Here is an 18205-nt window from a genome sequence, read left to right as displayed (position 1 = left end):
CCCCACACATGCCCTTCGTCCGCATCGATGCCCTCGGATCCGACCCCGAGCGGCTGGAGGCCCTCGGCCGTGCCGTGCACGACGCCCTGGTGGAGGCCATCGGGATTCCGGCCGACGACCGGTTCCAGGTGCTGGTCGGTCATGACGGCAGCCGAAACACCCTGCGCTACGACGACGGCTATCTCGGCATCCGCCGGGACGACGGCCTCGTGTTCGTCACGATCACGATGCGCTCCGGGCGGACACCCGCGCAGAAGCAGGCGCTGTTCCGGCGGACAGCAGAACTCGCCCACGAGTACGCGGGGACCGAGCCGCGGAACGTGTTCGTCAACCTGCTCGAGAACGAGCCCGTCGACTGGTCGTTCGGCGAGGGGGTCGCGCAGTACGCCGACAGCCCCGCGCCCGTCGATTCCCCCACCCTCACCGGACCGTCGTCCTAGGCCACGGCAATGTCCACGGACGGTCGGAGCTTTGCCGCCGCGGCCAGAGCCTCATGCACGGGGTGGGTGTCGAAGGCGCTCAACAGGGCGATGTCCGCGGGGAGTTCGGCGGCCGGGTAGGCGATCTGCTCGTACGCCGCCTGGAAGCGCGGGCCCCAGCGGCGGGCGCCGAGGCGCGCCGTGCGGGAGCAGTTGCCGACCATGTAGGCCACGTCCCGGGCGTGCATGTAGGGCAACAGTGAGTCGACGGCCTCGATGACGGATTCGTTGACGATCTCCGACCAGGGGTGGCCCCGCTCGGCGAACTCGTCGACCTGGGCCGTCATGGTGGCGACGAACACCCCGGCGGTGAACGGGTCGACGGGCAGCTCCCGTTCGGCCCGCCGGGCGTGCGCCCGCTCGCTCACGGCCCACATCGGCGAGCCGCCGATCCGGCTCACCCTGCGCGTGCCGAGCCGCTGTTCGGCCAGGATAACGCTGCGCAGCTCGGTGCCGTCGGCGACCTCGTCGTAGATCTCGGCGACGATCTCGCGCGCGGGTCCGTAGGTCGCCGTGTACGCGCGGTCGAAGACGTCCCGGCCTACGGCGTCCAGGCCCTCGCGCACCGCCCTCAGGCCGGCCCGGGAGATCGTGCGGGCGATCGGGCCGGTGACGTTCTCGCACGAGCGCTCGTACGCCGTCACTTCGTCGTCCCCGGCGAGGCGGTAACGGGCGTACAGGCTCTCGACGATGCCGTGCACGGCGCCGAGCAGGATGGCGCGCTCGCCGACGATGTCCGACAGGTACTCGCTGTCGAGCGTGGTGCGGAAGGTGTACGGCGAGCCCAGCGCCACCGACCAGCCGAGCGCGAGGTCGACGGCCCGGCCGTCGGGGTCGGCGTGCACGGCGAAACTGCTGTTGATTCCGGCGCCGTTGATATCGGCGCCCTGCTCGTAGAGCCTGCGCACGGAGTCACCCATCCCCTTGGGGCACACGGCGATCACCCCGTGGCCCTGCGGGAACTGGGCGCCTGTCTCCCGCAGGTGGCCGAGCAGGAAGCCGTGCGAGAGGCCGATGACGGCGCCCGGCTTCAGGACGGCGAAGATCTCCGGGTGGTGGGCGGCGAGCGCGGCGTCGGCGATCAGCAGGATCACCAGGTCGCTCTCGGCGGTGACGGCGAGCCAGTCGCCGAGCGTGCCGTCCTCCTCGGTGAAGCCGTGGGCGCGGGCGTCGGCGGCCGAGCGGGAGCCGGGGCGCAGTCCGACGGCCACCCGGATGCCGGTGCCGGCGAGGGAGTCGCGCAGGTTGCGGGCCTGGGCGCGGCCCTGTGGGCCCCAGCCGATCACGCCGATGCGGCGGACGCCGGCGAAGGCCTGCGGCAGCAGCGGGAAGAGGTGCCGGCCGCCGCGCAGGATGGTCTCGGTGCCGCCGGGCACGTTCATCGTTTCGAGGGGGAAGACGCGGGAGGTGTAGGTGGTGGAGGTCATGGTCGAGTTGTAGGCTCCACGCTGGTGTTGCAGCAAGCGCAACTTATGCAGCGCACCGTTTCGTCACCTGAAACAGCGAGGTCGAAGGGCATGCGCGACGATCACCGGGAGCTGCGCCTCTTCCTCCATCTGGCGCAGACGCTGAACTTCGGGCGGACGAGCCTCGACTGTCATGTGAGTCCCGCGACGCTGACCCGGACCGTGCAGCGGCTGGAGGCGGACCTCGGGCACCGACTGTTCGACCGGGGTCCGCGCGGGGTGTCGCTGACGGCGGAGGGGCATCGCTTCCGTGCCTACGCCGTCCAGGCACTGGAGTTGTGGCGTTCCTACCGCGAGGAGCATCCCGACCCGGCCGAACTCACCGGCCGTCTCACGGTGTTCGCCACGGTGACCGCCTGTCAGGCACTCCTGGCCGACCTGTTGGGGCCGTTTCGCGCCACGCATCCGCAGGTACGGCTGGATCTGCGCACCGGAGACGCGGCGGCCGCGCTGGCCCGGCTGGACGAGGGGGAGGTGGACGTGGCGGTCGCGGGGATCCCGGCGCGGCTGCCGGAGCCGCTGGTGAGCCGGACGGTCGCGGTCACCGAGCTGGTCTTCGTGACCGCCCGGGACCGGCCGGACTCCGGTCTGGAAGGGCCCTTCGTGCTGCCGCACCGGGGCCTGGTCCGGGAGGCGGCCGACCGCTGGTTCCGGGGGCGCGGGCGGGTTCCCGAGCTGGCCTGCGAACCGGACGGCCACGAAGGGCTGTTGACGCTGGTCGCCCTCGGCTGCGGCACCGGCGTGGTCCCCCGCCTCGTACTGGAGCACAGCTCGATGCACGACCGGCTGTCGGCGGTCCCCGCCCCTGGTCCGCCGCCGGAGCCGTTGCCGATCGGGCTGTGCGTCCGGCGGACCGATCTGCGCCGCCCGGCGGTGGCGGCGCTGTGGAGTCTGACGGAGCGGACGCCGTAGGCGTCACGCCGTCGCCAGTGCACCCAGCGGATCGTCCAGCACCGGCTGCCACGCCAACTCCGCGGCGCCGACCAGGCTGTTGTGGTCGAGGGAGCAGGCCAGGATGGGGACGCCGCCGCTGCGGCCCCACAGGCTGCGGTCGGCGACGACCGCGCGCAGCCGGTCGGGGTCGGCGTCCAGGAGGGTGCGGTGCAGGCCGCCGAGGATGATCCGGTCGGGGTTGAGGATGTTCACCAGGCCGGCGAGTCCGAGGCCGAGGCGGTCGATGAGGGCCTCTGCGGCAGCGCGCACGCCAGGGGCGTCGTACTCGTGCCGGATCAGGTCGTTGGCCTGCTGGAGCAGGGACACCTCGGGGCCCGGCTCGCGGCCCGCCGTCGTGAGGAAGGCCAGCGGGTCGGCCTCGACGTCGAGGCAGCCGCGGCTGCCGCAGTGGCAGGGGCGGCCCTCGGGGTTGACGGTGAGGTGGCCGACTTCGAGGGCGAGGCCCGAACTGCCCGAGTGCAGCCGCCCGTCGAGCACCAGTGCACCGCCGACCCCGCGGTGCCCGGTGGCCACGCACAGCAGGTCGCGGGAGCCGCGCCCGGCGCCGTGCCGGTGCTCGGCGAGCGCGGCGAGATTGACGTCGTTGGCCGCGAAGGCCGGTCCGGTGACGCCGGCCGCGCGGACGCACTCGGCGAAAATCTCCCGCACGGGCGCGCCCGCCGGCCACGCCAGGTGCAGTGGGTTCAGCGCCAGGCCCTCCGGCTCCGCGACCGCCGACGGAACCGCGAGACCGGCGCCCACGCACCGCCGCCCGGTCTCCCGCAGCAGCTCCGCACCGGCGTCCACGACGGACCCGAGCACCTTCGCCGGATCGGCGTCGACGACCTCGCAGCCGGGCGCGGTCGCCACGATCCGCCCGCCGAGTCCGACCAGTGCCGCCCGGAACCCGTCGGCGTGCACCTGCGCGGCCAGCGCCACGGGCCCGTCCTCGGCGAGCTCCAGCCGGTGCGAGGGGCGGCCCTGGGAACCGGCGGCGGCACCCGGCCTGGCGTCGACCCGGATCAGCCCCAACGCCTCCAGCTCGGCGGCCACCGCGCCGGCCGTGGCCCGGGTGACGCCGAGTTCGGCGGTGAGCACGGCCCGGGTCGGGGCCCGCCCGGTGTGCACGAGCTCCAACGCGGGCCCGAGCGCGCCGCGCCCCCGGTCCAGTCGCGTCCTCGAGGTGGTCCCTTCCCCCGCCGGCCGGGGGTCCGCCTTGCCGCTCATGAGGGCGAGTCTCCCATGATCCGCACGTCAGCCGGTGTCCGCCGGGAAGCCGCTGACCCGCAGGGTGATGTTCAGCCGTCCGGCCAGGCCGAGCCAGGGCGGTGCGGTGCCGGCATGCACCCGCGGCACCCCGTGGTACGCCATCCGCGACGGCCCGCCGAACACGAACAGATCACCGCTGCGCAGCTCGACGTCCGTGTAGGGCCGGGCCCGGGTCTCGGTGTTGCCGAACCGGAAGACGCAGGTGTCACCGAGGCTCAGGGACACCACCGGCGCGGCGGACTTCTCGTCGCTGTCGCGGTGCATGCCCATGTGGGCGTCGCCGTCGTAGAAGTTGATCAGCGCGATGTCGTACGCGGCTCCCGTGGCCGCCTGTGCGCCGAGCGCGTCGGCCACCGCGCGCCGGCCCAGCTCACCGAGCCACGCCGGGAACGGCTTCACGGGGGCGCCGTCTCCGTCGACGACCGTGCGGGCGTAGGCGTACGGGTACCCGTGCCGGCCAGGGCACTCGGGGTTGTCCCGTACGGCTCGACCGCAGTTCGGGCACCTCCGTACAACGCCCCAGTGCCGGCCCAGGCAGACCTGGCGGGCGGTCATCGTGCCGCCGCCGGGCGTGCGGACCGTGCGCAGTCCCGCGGGCGGGCGCGCCCATTCCCGGCAGGCGCTCAGCAGCTCGCGCTGACGCTCCGCGTCGAGCCAGTCCGGCACGTGCACCGCACCCGGCGCGATCTCCGTACGGTTCCTGGGGAACAGCTCGGCCTCCATGCCGTCCATCCTCCCGCACCGGCCCTGAGCTGCGGCTCGGTTAGCCTTGACGGCACGATGAACGACCGTATGACGACGCCCTGGGGCGAGCTCGCACTGACTCGCTTTCCCGAGGACCCCCGTGACCGCCTGCGTGCCTGGGACGCCTCCGACGAGTACCTGCTGCGACACCTCGCGAGCGAGGGCGTGCCGCTGTCCGGCACGGTCGTGGTGCTCGGCGACCGCTGGGGCGCACTGGTGACCGCGCTGGCGGCGCACAGGCCGGTGCAGATCACGGACTCGTTCCTGACGCAGGAGGCGACCCGCGCGAACCTCGCCCGGGGTGGCGTCGAGCCCGGCACAGTTCGCCTGCTCACCACCCAGGATCCGCCGCCCGACCGGGTGGACGTGCTGCTGGTGCGGGTGCCGAAGAGCCTGGCGCTGCTGGAGGACCAGCTGCTGCGGCTGGCGCCCGCCGTGCACCCGGGCACGGTCGTCGTGGGCGCCGGCATGGTGAAGGAGATCCACACCTCGACGCTGAACCTGTTCGAGCGGATCCTCGGCCCGACCCGTACCTCGCTCGCCGAGAAGAAGGCCCGGCTGATCTTCTGCACGCCGGATCCGTCCCTCGTCCGGCCCGACAACCCGTGGCCGTACAGCTACGTGCTGCCCGGCGGCATCGGTCCGGTGTCCGGGCACACCGCCGTCAACCATGCGGGCGTCTTCTGCGCCGACCGGCTGGACATCGGCACCCGCTTCCTCCTGAACCACCTGCCGGACACGCGCGGCCCGCGGCGGGTCGTGGATCTGGGCTGCGGGAACGGTGTCGTCGGTACGGCGGTGGCGGTGGCGAACCCCGAGGCCGAGGTGCTGTTCGTCGACGAGTCGTTCCAGGCCGCGGCGTCGGCGGAGGCGACGTACAAGGCGAACGGCGTGCCCGGGCACGCCGAGTTCCGGGTCGGGGACGGGCTGGCCGGCGTGCCCTCCGGCAGTGTCGACCTGGTGCTGAACAATCCGCCGTTCCACTCGCACCAGGCGACGACCGATGCGACGGCGTGGCGGATGTTCACCGGCGCGCGGCGCGCCCTGCGGCCGGGCGGCGAGCTGTGGGTGATCGGCAACCGGCACCTCGGGTATCACGTCAAGCTGCGGCGGCTGTTCGGCAACAGCTCGCTGGTCGCCAGTGATCCGAAGTTCGTGGTCCTGAAGGCCGTCAAGCGGTAGTCGGCCGGCGGAGCGTGGTGATGATCCGTGCCACCGCGCGTGCCATCGCCTCCCGGCCCACGCTCAGATAGCTGCGCGAGTCGACCGCCTGGGGGTGGGCGGTGAGGAACTCCCTGATCGCGCCGGTCATGGCGATGTTGAGTGCGGTGCCGACGTTGACCTTGGTGATGCCGCCGGCGACCGCCGCCGTCAGTTCGTCGTCCGGGACACCCGAGGAGCCGTGCAGGACGAGGGGGACGTCCAAGGTGCCGGAGAGGCGTTTGAGGAGGGCGTGGTCGAGGGTGGCGGTGCGGGTGGTCATGGCGTGCGTGCTGCCGATGGCGACGGCCAGGGCGTCCACGCCGGAGTCGGTGACGAAGGCGCGGGCCTCGGCGGGGTCGGTGCGCGCGCCGGGCGCGTGGGCGTCCAGCGGCGGCCGTCCGTCCTTGCCGCCGACCTCGCCCAACTCGGCCTCGATCCAGAGCCCTTGGGCGTGCGCCCAGTCGGCGGCGGCCCGGGTCGCGGCCAGGTTCTCCTGGTACGGCAGCCGGGACGCGTCGTACATCACGGAACTGAACCCGGCGTCCGGTGCCTGCCGCAGCAGGGCGTCGCTCTGCACATGGTCGAGGTGCAACGCGACGGGTACGGCGGCCCGTTCGGCGGCGGCGACGGCCGCGCGGGCGAGCGGGAGCAGTCGTCCGTGGCGGAACCTGACCGCGTTCTCGCTGACCTGGAGGACGACGGGTGCGCCGACGGACTCGGCGCCCGCGACGACCGCCTCGAGGTGCTCCAGGGTGATGATGTTGAAGGCGGCGACGGCGGCTCGGGCCGCGGCCGCGCGGGTGACGAGTGCACCGGTGGTCACGAGGGGCACGGCTGCTCCTTGCGGGCGGCTCAGAGGATCACCGAGCGGGTGAGGTGGCGGGGCCGGTCCGGGTCCAGGCCTCGGGCTCGGGCCACGGCGACCGCGAGCCGCTGTACGCGGACCAGCTCGGCGAGCGGGTCGAGGCCGCCCGCCATCCATCGGCCACCGGTGGCCCGCACCTGCTCGGGGAGCCCTTCCGGCGCCGTACCGAGCATCCAGGTCGCGGTGGAGCGCGTGGTGATGCTGATGGGTCCGTGCCGGTACTCCATCGCCGGGTAGGACTCGGTCCACGCCTGGGCCGCCTCCCGCAGCTTCAGGGCGGCCTCGTGCGCCAGGCCCACGGTCCAGCCGCGGCCGAGGAAGGTGAACTGGCCGCAGTCCACGAGGCTTTCGGGCAGCTCGGCGGCCAGCGCGGTGCGGGCGTCGGCGACGACGGCCTCGGTGTGCAGTCCGAGGCGGGCGCGCAGCAGGGTCAGCGCGGTGGTCGCGAAGCGCGTCTGCACGACGGACCGTTCGTCCGCGAAGTCGAGCACGACGACGTCGTCGGCGGCGTCCGTCACGGGCGTGCTCGGGTCGGCGGTGATCGCGGTCGTCCGGGTGGGGCCGCTCACCTTTCCGAGCAGGTCCAGCACCTCGGTGGTGGTGCCGGAGCGGGTGAGGGCGACGACCCGGTCGTACGGGCGGCCGTACGGGAACTCCGAGGCCGCGAAGGCGTCCGTCTCGCCCTCACCCGCGCCCTCGCGCAGGGCCGCCGCGGCCTGCGCCATGAAGTACGACGTGCCGCAGCCGACGATCGCGACCCGCTCCCCCGGTGCGGGCAGCGCGCCCCCGTGCCGCGCCGCCAGGGACGCGGCGCGGGTCCAGCACTCCGGTTGGCTGCGCAGCTCGTCCTCGACATGCGTCATGCGACACCCCTCCCTGATGATTGTTCTTGCAAGTTACTCCCCACTTTCGAGCATCAGCAAGCATTTCGCGCACAGTCAGGTGCGCTAGGGTCGCCGCAGAACGAGGAACGGACGGAGGGTGCGGATGTCGCGCGACGCCCGCTGGAAGGCGCTGCTGGAGCTGCTCGTCGAGCGCGGCCGACTGGACGTCGAGGAGGCGGCTGCCGAGCTGGCGGTCTCGGCCGCGACGATCCGCCGTGACTTCGACCAGCTCGCCGAGCAGCAGATGCTGGTCCGCACCCGGGGCGGAGCGGTCGTGCACGGCGTGTCGTACGAGCTTCCCCTGCGCTACAAGACCGCCCGGCACGCCTCCGAGAAGCAGCGCATCGCCAAGGCCGTGGCCGATCTCGTCGCCCCCGGCGAGGCGGTGGGGCTGACCGGCGGCACGACCACCACCGAAGTGGCCCGGGCCCTGGCCGTGCGCAGCGACCTCGCCGCCGGCTCGCCCGCGCTCACCGTGGTCACCAACGCGCTCAACATCGCCAACGAGCTGGCCGTCCGCCCCCAGTTCAAGATCGTGGTGACGGGCGGGGTGGCGCGGGCGCAGTCGTACGAGCTCATCGGTCCGCTCGCCGACGGCGTGCTCAGCCAGATCACCCTCGACGTGGCGGTGCTCGGTGTCGTCGCCCTGGACGTGGTGCACGGCGCGGCGGCGCACGACGAGGCGGAGGCGTCGATCAACCGGCTGCTGTGCGAGCGTGCCGAGCGTGTGGTCGTCGCCGCGGACTCCAGCAAGCTGGGCCGCCGGGCGTTCGCCCGGATCTGCGCCGCGGAGACGGTGGACACCCTGGTCACGGACACGGCGGTGGACGAGCACACAGTGCGGCGGTTCGAGGAGGCGGGGGTCGCGGTCCTCGCGGTGTGATCGACCGGACTCCCGATTCGCGCCGTCTGCGTACCGGACCCTCGATTCACGACGCCCCTGTGTTCGATCGCGCCTAAGCTGGAACCGCGCCGGCCGCACCGGGCGAGGGAGGCTGTGATGGCCGAGACACCGAGGGACGAGGGGTTCGGGCGCTCACGGTATCTGCCGATCGCCGAACACGGGCTGATCGGCGATCTGCGGAGCGTGGCCCTGGTGGGCACCGACGGCACGATCGACTGGTACTGCTGCGGGGCCTTCGACGCGCCGAGCGTGTTCGCCTCGATCCTGGACGCGGAGCGGGGCGGCACCTTCGAGCTGGCGGCGAGCGTGCCCGGGCGGACCAAGCAGTTCTACTTCCCCGACACCAACGTCCTGATCACCCGGTTCTTCACCGAGGACGGCGTCGGCGAGGTGCAGGACTTCATGCCGATCAGCGGCGAGTCGACCGAGGCCGAGCGGCACCGGCTGATCCGGCGTGTGATGTGCGTGCGCGGTTCCCTGCCGTTCAAGGCGCGGGTGGCGCCCCGGTTCGACTACGGGGCCCGGCCGCACACCCTGCGGATGGTCGGCGACGTGGCCGTCTTCGACTCCGAGGACCTGTCCCTGGCGCTGACCGCCACCGTGCCGCTCGAGGCCGACGGTCCCGACGCGTGGGCGGACTTCAAGCTCGCCGAGGGCGAGTCGGCGGTGTTCGCGCTGGACCGGGTCGGGGGCGATGTGACGCCCCGCCGGTGCCCGCACATGGAGGCGGAGGAGCAGTTCGGCGAGACGGTGGCCTACTGGCGCCGCTGGCTGTCCGCCTCGAAGTACCGGGGCCGCTGGCGGGAGATGGTGCACCGCTCCGCGCTCACGCTGAAGCTGCTCACGTACGCGCCCACCGGCGCGATCGTGGCGGCGGCGACGACGAGCCTGCCCGAACAGCTCGGCGGCGAACGCAACTGGGACTACCGGTACGTCTGGGTGCGCGACGCCGCCTTCTGCGTGTACGCGCTGCTGCGGCTGGGCTTCACCAGCGAGGCCGAGGCGTTCATGAAGTTCGTGACCCGGCACATCAGTCCGGGCGCCGGCTGCCACGCCGGCCCGCTGCAGATCATGTACGGCATCGACGGGCGCACCGACCTGCCCGAGCGCGAGCTCGACCATCTGGAAGGGTACGAGGGCTCCGCGCCGGTGCGGGTCGGCAATGGCGCCGCCGAGCAGCTCCAGCTCGACATCTACGGCGCGCTCATCGACTCGATCTACCTGTACGACAAGTGGGCGCAACCCATCTCCAGCGACCAGTGGGACGACGTCTGCGCGCTGGTCGACTGGGTGTGCTGCCACTGGGACCAGCCGGACGAGGGCATCTGGGAGACCCGCGGCGGCCGCAAGAACTTCCTGTACTCGCGGCTGATGTGCTGGGTGGCGATCGAACGGGCGATCCGGATGGCCAACCGGCGCGGGCTGCCCGCCGATCTTCCCCGGTGGCGGCAGTGCCGCGACACGATCTACCGCCAGATCATGCGCCGCGGCTGGTCCGAGCAGCGCCAGGCCTTCGTCCAGCACGAGGACGGCGAGGTACTCGACGCGGCCGTGCTGATGATGCCGCTGTCGAAGTTCATCGCGCCCACGGATCCCAAGTGGCTGGCCACCCTGGACGCCCTCACCAACGAGCTGGTGTCCGACTCCCTGGTCTACCGCTACGACCCGCAGGCCAGCCCCGACGGTATGCGCGGCGACGAGGGGACGTTCTCCATCTGCTCGTTCTGGTACGTGGAGGCGATGGTCCGCGCCGGACGGGTGGACGAGGCGCGGCTGGCGTTCGAGAAGATGCTCACCTACGCCAACCATCTGGGCCTGTACGCCGAGGAGATCAGCCACACGGGCGAGCAACAGGGCAACTTCCCGCAGGCGTTCACTCATCTCGCCCTGATCAGCGCGGCCTTCAACCTGGACAAGGCCCTCGGCTGACCGGCCGGCCGGGCCCCGCGGCCGGCGCCGCGCTGTCACGTCCCGGCCGCCAGGCGTGCCGTCGTCTCCATGAGGGAGACGGTGAAGGGGTGTCGGGGCTCGGTGAGCACCCGCGGGGCCGGGCCCTGTTCGACCAGTTCGCCCGCATCCAGGACGGCGATGCGGTGGGCAAGTCGAGCGGTGTCCAGGTCGTGGGTGATGAGGACCAGGGAGAGGTCGTCGCGGTCGCGGAGCAGGCCCGCGAGGACGTCGAGGAGGCCGCGGCGGGTGACCGTGTCGAGGCCGGAGGTGATCTCGTCGCAGAGCAGCACCCGGGGCTGGGCGAGCAGGGCGCGGGCCAGGGCTGCGCGCTGGAGTTCGCCGCCGGAGAGCCGGGCGGGGCGGCGGCTCGCCAGTTCCTCCGGCAGGCCGAGGCGGGTGAGCGTGGCCAGGGCCTCCGCCTCGGCCGTCTCCGCGTCGGCACCGCGCAGGCGTACGGCGGTCCGGGCGACCTGGTCGAGGACGGGCCGGTAGTCGTCGAAGGCGGCGCGGGCGTCCTGGAAGACGTACTGCACGGCCGCCAACTGGTCACGGTCGCGCTGCCGCAGACTGTGCGGGAGCGGGCGGCCGTCGAGCAGAATCTCTCCGCTGTGGTCGCGGTGGAGTCCGGCCAGACAGCGGGCGAGGGTGGTCTTGCCGCTGCCGGAGCGGCCGACGACGGCCAGGCATTCACCGGCCTGCACGGTGAGCTCGGGTACGCGCACCGCCACCGTCGTACCGCGGTCGCCGTCTCGGTGACGTGCCGTCATGTCCCGTACGTGCAGGACCGCTTGTGCCGCAATCGGGGGCGGCTCGTGCTGCGGGCCCGGTGCCCGTGCGTCGAGCAGCCGGCGGGTCCACTCGTGCCGGGGCGCGAGCCACAGCCGCTCGGGCGGGCCCGACTCCACCACCTGCCCCGCCCGCATCACCAGGACGTCGTCGGCGAGTGCGCGGACGACGTCGAGGTCGTGGCTGAGCAGAACCACCGCGATGCCCTTCGCCGCGACCGCGGACAGCTGGTCGACGATACGGGACTTGGTCAGTGCGTCCTGGCCCGTGGTGGGTTCGTCCGCGACAATGACCCGGGCGCCGAGCAGGAGCGCCTGGGCGAGGACGACACGCTGCTGCTGACCGCCGGACAGCTGATGGGGGAAACGGCGCAACAGGGCTTCGGCGTCGGGGAGTTGGGCGTCGGCCAGGGCCCGGAGCAGGAGTTCGCGGGTGGCTGCCCTGCGCTCGCGGCGCGGCAGGTGACGCACCTGGGTGCGGGCGATGTCGTTCAGGAGGGCGCAGACCCGGCGGGCGGGGTTGAGGACGGCCGCCGGGTGCTGTGGCACGTACCCCACCAGGCCGCCCTCCGGCACCCGCACGTCCCCGGTGACCCGGGCGCCGGACGGGTACTCGCCGAGCAACGCCAGGCCCGTGGTGGTCTTTCCGCTGCCGGACGCGCCGACCAGCGCGGTCACCCTGCCGGGCAGGACCCGCAGGTTCACTCCGTCGACGATCGCCCGGCCGTCGATCTCGACCCGCAGGTTCGCGATCTGCGCGACGGGATCCACTCGGTTCAGCTCCTGGGTCACGGCCGTCGTTCCTTGTCTGTGCTGCGGTGGCTCGACGCGGCTGTTCCGCGCTGGTCCAGTGCGGCGTCGAAGAGCAGGTTGCTGCCCGTCGTCAGGGCGATGATCAGCAGGGCGGGCACCACCACGGCCCAGGGCTGCACGGCCAGGCCGATGCGGTTGCGGTCCACCATGACCGCCCAGTCGGCGGCGTCCGGTGCGACGCCGACGCCCAGGAAGGCGGCCGTCGCCACCAGGTAGAGCACGCCGGTGAGCCGGACACCCGCGTCCGCGGCGAGCGTGCGCAGCGTGGCACGGCCGACGTAACCGACCGCCATCCGCCACCAGGTCTCGCCCTGCATGCGCAGCGCCTCGACGGCAGGCCGTGCGGCGGCCTCCGCGGCGGCGGCCCGCACGATCCTGGCCGCGTCCGGGATGTTGACCGCCGCGACCAGCAGCGCCAGCCCGACCGCACCCGGCTCGAACACCGACGCCACCAGCAGGATCAACAGCAGCGACGGCACGGCGAGCAGCACGTCCAGGGGCCGCATCAGGAGCTCCTCCAGCCACCTCCGGTGTGTGAGCGCGCTGAGCAGACCGAGGGGCAGCGCCACGGCATACGCCAGCGCGGTCGCCGCGAGCGCGGTCACCACCACGGGCCGGCCTCCGTGCAGCACCTGTTGCCACACGTCCCTGCCCACGAAATCGGTGCCCAGCCAGTGGCCGTCCCCGAGCGTGAACGACGTGGCGCGCGGCCCCGGATCGCCGGCGAACAGCGGCCCCAGCAGGGCGAGGACGAGAGGTACGCCGATGACGGCGACGCCGAGCGCGAATCTCCCCGTGAACCTCACGCGGCCACCCCCGCCCGTGGCGCGAACCGGTGGGCGACGAGGTCGGCGCCCAGGTTGAGGACGACGGTCAGGACGCCGAACACCACGGCGAGGCCCTGCACCACGGGCACGTCGCGTTCGGCGACGGCGTTGAGCAGGACGGTGCCGAGTCCGGGGATCACGTAGAGGGCCTCCACGACGATGACGCCGCACAGCAGCCAGTCGATGGTGCGGGCGAGTTGCTGCGCGGCCGGAGCGAGGGCGCCCGGCAGGGCGTGCGCGTAGCGGACGCGGATGCCGGCGACGCCGTAGCGGCGGGCGTGCACCGTGTACGGCGCGGCCAGCGCGTCGACCATCCCGGCCCGCACCAGCCGGGCCAGTGAACAGACCGGCCGGGACAGCAGCACGAGCACCGGCAGGACGAGTACCGCGGGGTGGGCGAGCAGGTCGGTGCCGTAGCCTACGGCGGTCGGTGGCAGCCAGCCCAGCTGGAGCGCGAGCACGGTCACCAGCAGCACCCCGAGGGCGAATTCGGGGATCGCGTACACGGCGAGCGTCACCGAGCTGACGAGCCGGTCGATCAGCCGGCCCGCGTGCCGCGCGGCCAGCACGCCGAGGCCGAAGCCGATCGGCACGAGCAGCACGACGGTGAGCGCGGCCAGCAGCAGGGTCGGGCCGAGGCCGTCACTGATGTACCGGCCGACCGGCCGGCCGGAGGCGAGCGAGGTGCCGAAGTCGCCGTGCAGCAGGCCCGCCGCCCAGTCGGCCAGCCGCTCGTGCGCCGGCCGGTCCAGGTCCATGGCCTCCCGGATCGCCTCGATCCGCGCCGGGTCCGGCTGGTCGCCGGCGAGGGCGACCGCGGCGTCGCCCGGCAGCGCCTCGGTGAGCGCGAAGACCAGCAGCACCACGGCCACGGTCTGCAGGGCGCCGAGGAGCAGCCGCCGGGCGACGAAGGAGCGCAGTCCGCTCACGCCAGCCACACCTTGTCGAACCGCGCCCAGTCGAGCGTGTTGGCGGGGGCGTTGCGTTCCACCCCCTTGACGGTGCGGGCGGTACCGAGGATCCAGTCGGCGAAGCCCCACACCAGGAAGCCGCCCTCGGCATGCAGGCGGCGCTGCATGCGCTCGTACACGGCGGCCCGTTCGGTCTTGTCCCGGGTGGACTGGGCCTGCTGGTAGAGCGCGTCGAAGTCCTTGTGCTGCCACTTGGTGGCGTTGGTGGTGGAGTCGGTGAGCAGCCGCTGGGAGATGTGCGCCTCGATGGGCATGGCGCCGGAGCGGTAGCAGGCGAGGGTGCCGGAGTCGAGGATGTCGCTCCAGTACGAGTCCTTGCTGCCCATCCTGACCTCGACGGTGACGCCCGCCTTCTTCGCCTGGTCGCGGAAGATGCCGGCGGCCTCGGTGAACCCGGCGGCGACGGCCGAGGTGTCGAGGGTGACCTTGAGGTTCTCGGCGCCCGCCTGCTTCAGCAGGGCGCGGGCCCTGTCGAGGTCCTGCTCGCGCTGCGGCAGACCGTCGGCGTAGTACTCGTAGCCCTTGCCGAACAGGTCGTTGCCGACCTCGCCCGCCCCGGACAGGGCGCCGTCGACGAGTTCCTTTCGGTCGGCGATGAGGAAGAACGCCTGCCGCACCCGCTGGTCGTCGAAGGGCGCCCGGTCGGTCTTCATCGTGAAGGCCTGCATGGCGCTGTTGCGCAGGCGCACGATCTCGATCTGACCCTGGTTCTCGTGCGCGCGGGCGGTGGTGGGGTTGAGCTCGTGGGCGTACTCGACCTGGCCACCGAGGAGGGCGTTGACGCGCGCGGACTCCTCGTTGGCGACGAGGAACTCGAGCTCGTCGAGGTAGGGGGCGCCCTCCCAGTGGTCGTCGTAGCGGCGGACGACGGCGGAGCGGCCGGGGGTGAAGGACACGAACCGGAAGGGGCCGGAGCCGATGGGCTTTCTGTCGAAGTCGGTGGCGTTCTCGGGCACGATGTACGCGCCGAACGCGGCCAGGATGTTGGGGAATTCGGCGGTCGGCCGCTTGAGCACGAACTCGATGCTCCGCTCGCCGGTGGCGCGGCTGGCGTCGAGGTCGATGGGCTCCAGGGACGCCTTGGCGCGGAACGCCTGCTTGGGGTCGGCGATCCGGCGGTAGCTGTAGAGCACGTCCTGGGCGGTGACCGGTTTGCCGTCGTGGAAGGTGGCCTTGCGCAGGGTGACCTGCCAGCGGTCCAGCGTCTTGTTCGACTCCCACTTGGTGGCGAGGCGGGGTTCGGCGGACAGGTCGGCGCCGTAGTCGGCGAGCTTGTCGAACAGCGCCTTGGCGCGGGCCACGTCGACGAAGAGGTTCGCGAGATGCGGATCGAGGGTCTCGCTGGCGCCGCCTCCGGCGAAGGCGGCGCGCAGCCGTCCGCCGCGCCTGGGCTTGCCGTCGCCCTCGCTGGCGCCGGGGCTGTCGGAGGAGCCGCAGCCGGTGAGGGCGAGCGCGCCGAGGGATGCGGCGCCGGTGGCGGCGAGGAAGCCGCGGCGGCGCAGGCCTGGGAAGCGTTCGTCGTGCATGAGGAATTCCTTGGGGAGAGACGGGACAGGTCAGTGGGGGGTGTTCAGACGCGCGACGACGTGCAGCCGGTCCGCGTCGGTGCTCGCGCCGGGCAACTCGCCCTCGCGCCAGGGGGGTTCGGTACGCGGTCCCGGGCCGTCGTACAGGCCGAGGACCTCGAAGCCGTGGGCGGTCAGGAAGTGGCGCAGCTCCTGCGGGAACAGCAGCCGCCACGCCGAGCGCTGTTCGACGGGCGCGGAGCCGTCGTCGGCCGTCCAGATGCGCGTACGGCGCAGGAGTTGGGCGGTGCGGTCGACCGTGAGCGTGGTGCTGGAGCGGTACTCCGTGCCCCGCCAGGTGAACTGGTTGACCCTGGGCCGGTCGAGCAGGTCCGTACGGCCCAGGAAATAGGCGCCGTTGCGCATCTCCGCGACCAGCAGGCCGCCCGGTCCGAGGGCCCGTCGGCAGGAGGCGAGGAAGCCGTCGAGCTGGTCGTTGGTGTGGCAGTACAGCAGCGCGCTGTCCAGGCACACCACCGCATCGAACGTGCCCAGGTCGAAGCCGTGCAGGTCGGCGCGGACGTATGCGGGCCCGGGGTGATGGACACGGGCGTACCCGAGCATCGCCTCGGAGAGGTCGGCCCCGGTGACGGTGCGCCCGGTGCTGTGCAGGAACGCCGCATCGCGGCCCGTGCCGCAGCCCATGTCCAGCACGCGCGGGCCGGCGCCGTGCCGGCGCAGGCAGTCCTCGGTCCAGCGGCCGGCCAGGCGGTCCGGGTCGGGGAAACGGGCCTCGTACAGCTCGGGGTTGTCGGTGAGGAGGTTGCGCGCAGTTGTCGTAGGGGACATGTCTCTCCTCAGGCCGCGGCGGGTACGGCGGGCTTCGGCGGGGCCGGCAGTGCGTTCAGCCGGTGCAGCCAGGCGACGCCGAGCGCGGAGGCGAGCCCGAACAGGGCGCAGCACACCCAGGGCAGCCATTCGGCGCCGTGCTCCCCGGTGTCCATGGCCCAGCCGACGACGGTGTTGCCGAGGGCGGCGGCGATGCCGGAGACGACGTAGAAGATGCCGTAGTAGGTGCCGGTGAGCTCGGGGCGGCCGAAGCCGGGGATCAGTTCCATGACGAACGGCGAAGCGATCATGACGCCGACGTAGAGCAGCAGGGTGCCGAGCAGGACCGGTAGCGCGTCGAGGAGCCCGTCGGAGCTGCTGCCGGCGACGAGTGCCGGCGGGAGGAACGCCAGCCCCATCAGCAGGAGTCCGGCACTGATCCAACGGGCTCTGCTGCCCCGCTCCTTGAGGGCACGGGTGAGCCGCAGTTGCAGGGTGAGGTTGACGAGTGTGCCGACGAGGAAGACGAGGCCGGCCGCGCCGTCCCAGCCGGTGGCCTGCCGGGCGCCGGACGGCAGCAGCAGGTAGAGCTGGTTCTCCAGGGTGAACATGCCGACCATGGCGAGCGCGAACGCCAGGAACGCCCGGTTGCCGACCACCTCGCGCCAGTCGGCGACGATCCCGCTCCTGCTCGGTTCGACCTCCCGCGCGGGCAGCACCAGCGCCTGGGCGACGGTGAGCGCGGCGAAGACAGCGGCGGCGGTGAGCGCGGACGTGCGGAAGTCGACGAGGAGGAGCAGGCTGCCGAGGAGCGGGCCGATCAGCGCGCCGGTCGTGGCGAACACGTTGAACAGCGCGAACGCCTCGGCCTTGCGCTCCCCCGCCTCCTGCGCGAGGTAGGCCCGCACGGCCGGGTTGAACAGGGCGCCGGCCAGCCCGCTGAGCACGGACGCCGCGAGCAGTACGGCCAGTCCGTCGCCGAGGGCGAACAGCCCGAACCCGACGGTGCGCAGGGCGCAGCCGGCGATGATCACGCCGCGTGCGCCGAGCCGGTCGGAGGCGGAGCCGCCGATGATGAACAGGCCCTGCTGGCTGAGGTTGCGGACACCGAGGACGATGCCGACGACGGCCGCGGACATGCCGAGGTTCTCGGTGAGGTGGGTGGCGAGATAGGGGATGAGGAGGTAGAAGCCGGTGTTGACGCCGAGCTGGTTGACCAGCAGGAGGCGGACGGCGAGCGGGAACTGCCGCATCTCATGCCACGTTTTCATGCGCCACCTCCTCGATGCCGAGCCCCGGCAGGTCACCGGCCCGTACGAACCCGTCCGCGCCGCCGATTCCGGTCCACGGGTCGTGGGCGAGCAGCAGATGCCCGTCGAGGTCGGCCCAGCGGGCGCGGTCGGCGAGGTGGACGGCGGGGGCGAGGCCGAGGGTGCTGGCGGTCAGGCAGCCGAGCATCAGCGCGGTGCCGCTGCCCTCGATGGCCTCGGCGATGCGCAGGGCGGCGTGGACGCCGCCGCACTTGGCGAGCTTGACGTTGACGCCGTGCACACGTCCGGCCAGTCGGCGGGCGTCCGCGAGGTCCACGGCGTCCTCGTCGGCGATGACGGGCAGCGGGGAGCGCTCGGCGAGGGCGCCCAGCGCCTCGGGGTCGCCGGGGGCGACGGGCTGTTCGACGGCCTCGACACCGAGGTCGGCGAACCGTGGCAACAGGGCTGCGGCCTGCGCGGCCCGGCGCCCCGTGGAGATACCGCACCCGCGCGCTGCCGAGGCCACCGG

The 18205-nt window shown here is 72.9% G+C and carries 17 protein-coding genes; 5 read left to right on the top strand and 12 right to left on the bottom strand.

The window, feature by feature from the left end:
- Window positions 1-8 precede the first annotated feature (8 nt).
- The gene (locus StrepF001_RS07655) at window positions 9-440 is read left to right on the top strand and encodes a tautomerase family protein (RefSeq protein WP_129797561.1); all 432 of its coding nucleotides are present in this window, start codon (window positions 9-11) and stop codon (window positions 438-440) included.
- Here StrepF001_RS07655 and StrepF001_RS07650 read toward each other — a convergent pair.
- Entirely contained in the window at window positions 437-1906 is a 1470-nt protein-coding gene (locus tag StrepF001_RS07650; protein WP_129797560.1) for a ketol-acid reductoisomerase, read from the bottom strand. The genes StrepF001_RS07655 and StrepF001_RS07650 overlap by 4 nt on opposite strands.
- 90 nt (window positions 1907-1996) lie before the next feature.
- Here StrepF001_RS07650 and ilvY point away from each other — a divergent pair, with 90 nt between their 5' ends.
- Window positions 1997-2857 (top strand): HTH-type transcriptional activator IlvY, encoded by an 861-nt coding sequence (gene ilvY / locus StrepF001_RS07645; RefSeq protein WP_129797559.1) that lies wholly within the window; start codon window positions 1997-1999, stop codon window positions 2855-2857.
- Between the two features lie 3 nt (window positions 2858-2860).
- Here the strand turns inward: ilvY and StrepF001_RS07640 are convergent, their stop codons facing one another.
- Together StrepF001_RS07640 and StrepF001_RS07635 are read right to left on the bottom strand one after the other, a co-directional pair.
- Entirely contained in the window at window positions 2861-4105 is a 1245-nt protein-coding gene (locus tag StrepF001_RS07640; protein ID WP_129797558.1) for an ROK family protein, read from the bottom strand.
- Between the two features lie 27 nt (window positions 4106-4132).
- Window positions 4133-4870, bottom strand: coding sequence for an alpha-ketoglutarate-dependent dioxygenase AlkB (locus StrepF001_RS07635; protein ID WP_129797557.1), 738 nt, complete (start codon window positions 4868-4870; stop codon window positions 4133-4135).
- 69 nt (window positions 4871-4939) lie between these two features.
- Here StrepF001_RS07635 and StrepF001_RS07630 point away from each other — a divergent pair, with 69 nt between their 5' ends.
- Window positions 4940-6073: a methyltransferase gene (locus tag StrepF001_RS07630; RefSeq protein WP_129798370.1), complete on the top strand. Its 1134-nt coding sequence runs from the start codon at window positions 4940-4942 to the stop codon at window positions 6071-6073.
- Here StrepF001_RS07630 and StrepF001_RS07625 read toward each other — a convergent pair.
- Together StrepF001_RS07625 and StrepF001_RS07620 are read right to left on the bottom strand one after the other, a co-directional pair.
- Window positions 6063-6926 carry a ketose-bisphosphate aldolase gene (locus tag StrepF001_RS07625; protein ID WP_129797556.1) on the bottom strand — a complete coding sequence of 288 codons (864 nt, stop codon included), beginning with the start codon at window positions 6924-6926 and terminating at the stop codon, window positions 6063-6065. The two genes, StrepF001_RS07630 and StrepF001_RS07625, sit on opposite strands and share 11 nt — an antisense overlap.
- 20 nt (window positions 6927-6946) lie before the next feature.
- Window positions 6947-7822: a sugar isomerase gene (locus StrepF001_RS07620; RefSeq protein WP_129797555.1), complete on the bottom strand. Its 876-nt coding sequence runs from the start codon at window positions 7820-7822 to the stop codon at window positions 6947-6949.
- A gap of 124 nt (window positions 7823-7946) precedes the next feature.
- On the opposite strand from StrepF001_RS07620, the gene StrepF001_RS07615 reads away from it, so the two are divergent.
- On the top strand, window positions 7947-8726 hold the full coding sequence (locus StrepF001_RS07615; protein WP_129797554.1) for a DeoR/GlpR family DNA-binding transcription regulator: 780 nt from the start codon (window positions 7947-7949) through the stop codon (window positions 8724-8726).
- Between the two features lie 117 nt (window positions 8727-8843).
- Window positions 8844-10676, top strand: a complete 1833-nt coding sequence (locus StrepF001_RS07610) for a glycoside hydrolase family 15 protein (RefSeq protein ID WP_129797553.1) — start codon at window positions 8844-8846, stop codon at window positions 10674-10676.
- A 35-nt stretch (window positions 10677-10711) separates the two neighbouring features.
- On the opposite strand, the gene StrepF001_RS07605 is transcribed toward StrepF001_RS07610, so the two are convergent.
- From StrepF001_RS07605 to StrepF001_RS07575, 7 genes are all read right to left on the bottom strand, one after another.
- Window positions 10712-12274 carry an ATP-binding cassette domain-containing protein gene (locus StrepF001_RS07605; RefSeq protein WP_129797552.1) on the bottom strand — a complete coding sequence of 521 codons (1563 nt, stop codon included), beginning with the start codon at window positions 12272-12274 and terminating at the stop codon, window positions 10712-10714.
- A complete protein-coding gene (locus StrepF001_RS07600) occupies window positions 12271-13101 on the bottom strand; it encodes an ABC transporter permease subunit (protein WP_129797551.1) in 831 nt (276 codons plus the stop codon). The genes StrepF001_RS07605 and StrepF001_RS07600 overlap by 4 nt, the downstream gene beginning before the upstream one ends.
- Window positions 13098-14051: an ABC transporter permease gene (locus StrepF001_RS07595; RefSeq protein WP_129797550.1), complete on the bottom strand. Its 954-nt coding sequence runs from the start codon at window positions 14049-14051 to the stop codon at window positions 13098-13100. Before StrepF001_RS07595 ends, StrepF001_RS07600 begins: the two co-directional genes overlap by 4 nt.
- Window positions 14048-15619, bottom strand: coding sequence for an ABC transporter substrate-binding protein (locus StrepF001_RS07590; protein WP_129797549.1), 1572 nt, complete (start codon window positions 15617-15619; stop codon window positions 14048-14050). Before StrepF001_RS07590 ends, StrepF001_RS07595 begins: the two co-directional genes overlap by 4 nt.
- 30 nt (window positions 15620-15649) lie before the next feature.
- Window positions 15650-16447: a class I SAM-dependent methyltransferase gene (locus StrepF001_RS07585; RefSeq protein WP_129797548.1), complete on the bottom strand. Its 798-nt coding sequence runs from the start codon at window positions 16445-16447 to the stop codon at window positions 15650-15652.
- 8 nt (window positions 16448-16455) lie between these two features.
- On the bottom strand, window positions 16456-17697 hold the full coding sequence (locus tag StrepF001_RS07580; protein WP_129797547.1) for an MFS transporter: 1242 nt from the start codon (window positions 17695-17697) through the stop codon (window positions 16456-16458).
- Window positions 17681-18205, bottom strand: a 525-nt coding sequence (locus tag StrepF001_RS07575) for an enolase C-terminal domain-like protein (RefSeq protein ID WP_276322802.1), incomplete at its 5' end; no start/stop codon positions are given. The genes StrepF001_RS07575 and StrepF001_RS07580, both read right to left, overlap by 17 nt.

This window comes from Streptomyces sp. F001 (assembly GCF_004187715.1).
GTDB lineage: Bacteria > Actinomycetota > Actinomycetes > Streptomycetales > Streptomycetaceae > Streptomyces > Streptomyces flavusporus.
Note: the sequence above shows the minus strand (reverse complement) of the source record. Positions and strands in the feature narration are given on the sequence as shown.

Excerpts from the sequence above, each read along its gene's own strand:
- StrepF001_RS07610 (WP_129797553.1), top strand. The coding sequence starts at position 8,844 with ATGGCCGAGACACCGAGGGACGAGGGGTTCGGGCGCTCACGGTATCTG.
- StrepF001_RS07630 (WP_129798370.1), top strand. The coding sequence starts at position 4,940 with ATGACGACGCCCTGGGGCGAGCTCGCACTGACTCGCTTTCCCGAGGAC.
- StrepF001_RS07650 (WP_129797560.1), bottom strand. The coding sequence starts at position 1,906 with ATGACCTCCACCACCTACACCTCCCGCGTCTTCCCCCTCGAAACGATG.
- StrepF001_RS07615 (WP_129797554.1), top strand. The coding sequence starts at position 7,947 with ATGTCGCGCGACGCCCGCTGGAAGGCGCTGCTGGAGCTGCTCGTCGAG.
- ilvY (WP_129797559.1), top strand. The coding sequence starts at position 1,997 with ATGCGCGACGATCACCGGGAGCTGCGCCTCTTCCTCCATCTGGCGCAG.
- StrepF001_RS07655 (WP_129797561.1), top strand. The coding sequence starts at position 9 with ATGCCCTTCGTCCGCATCGATGCCCTCGGATCCGACCCCGAGCGGCTG.
- StrepF001_RS07635 (WP_129797557.1), bottom strand. The coding sequence starts at position 4,870 with ATGGAGGCCGAGCTGTTCCCCAGGAACCGTACGGAGATCGCGCCGGGT.
- StrepF001_RS07585 (WP_129797548.1), bottom strand. The coding sequence starts at position 16,447 with ATGTCCCCTACGACAACTGCGCGCAACCTCCTCACCGACAACCCCGAG.
- StrepF001_RS07640 (WP_129797558.1), bottom strand. The coding sequence starts at position 4,105 with ATGAGCGGCAAGGCGGACCCCCGGCCGGCGGGGGAAGGGACCACCTCG.
- StrepF001_RS07580 (WP_129797547.1), bottom strand. The coding sequence starts at position 17,697 with ATGAAAACGTGGCATGAGATGCGGCAGTTCCCGCTCGCCGTCCGCCTC.
- StrepF001_RS07620 (WP_129797555.1), bottom strand. The coding sequence starts at position 7,822 with ATGACGCATGTCGAGGACGAGCTGCGCAGCCAACCGGAGTGCTGGACC.
- StrepF001_RS07590 (WP_129797549.1), bottom strand. The coding sequence starts at position 15,619 with ATGCACGACGAACGCTTCCCAGGCCTGCGCCGCCGCGGCTTCCTCGCC.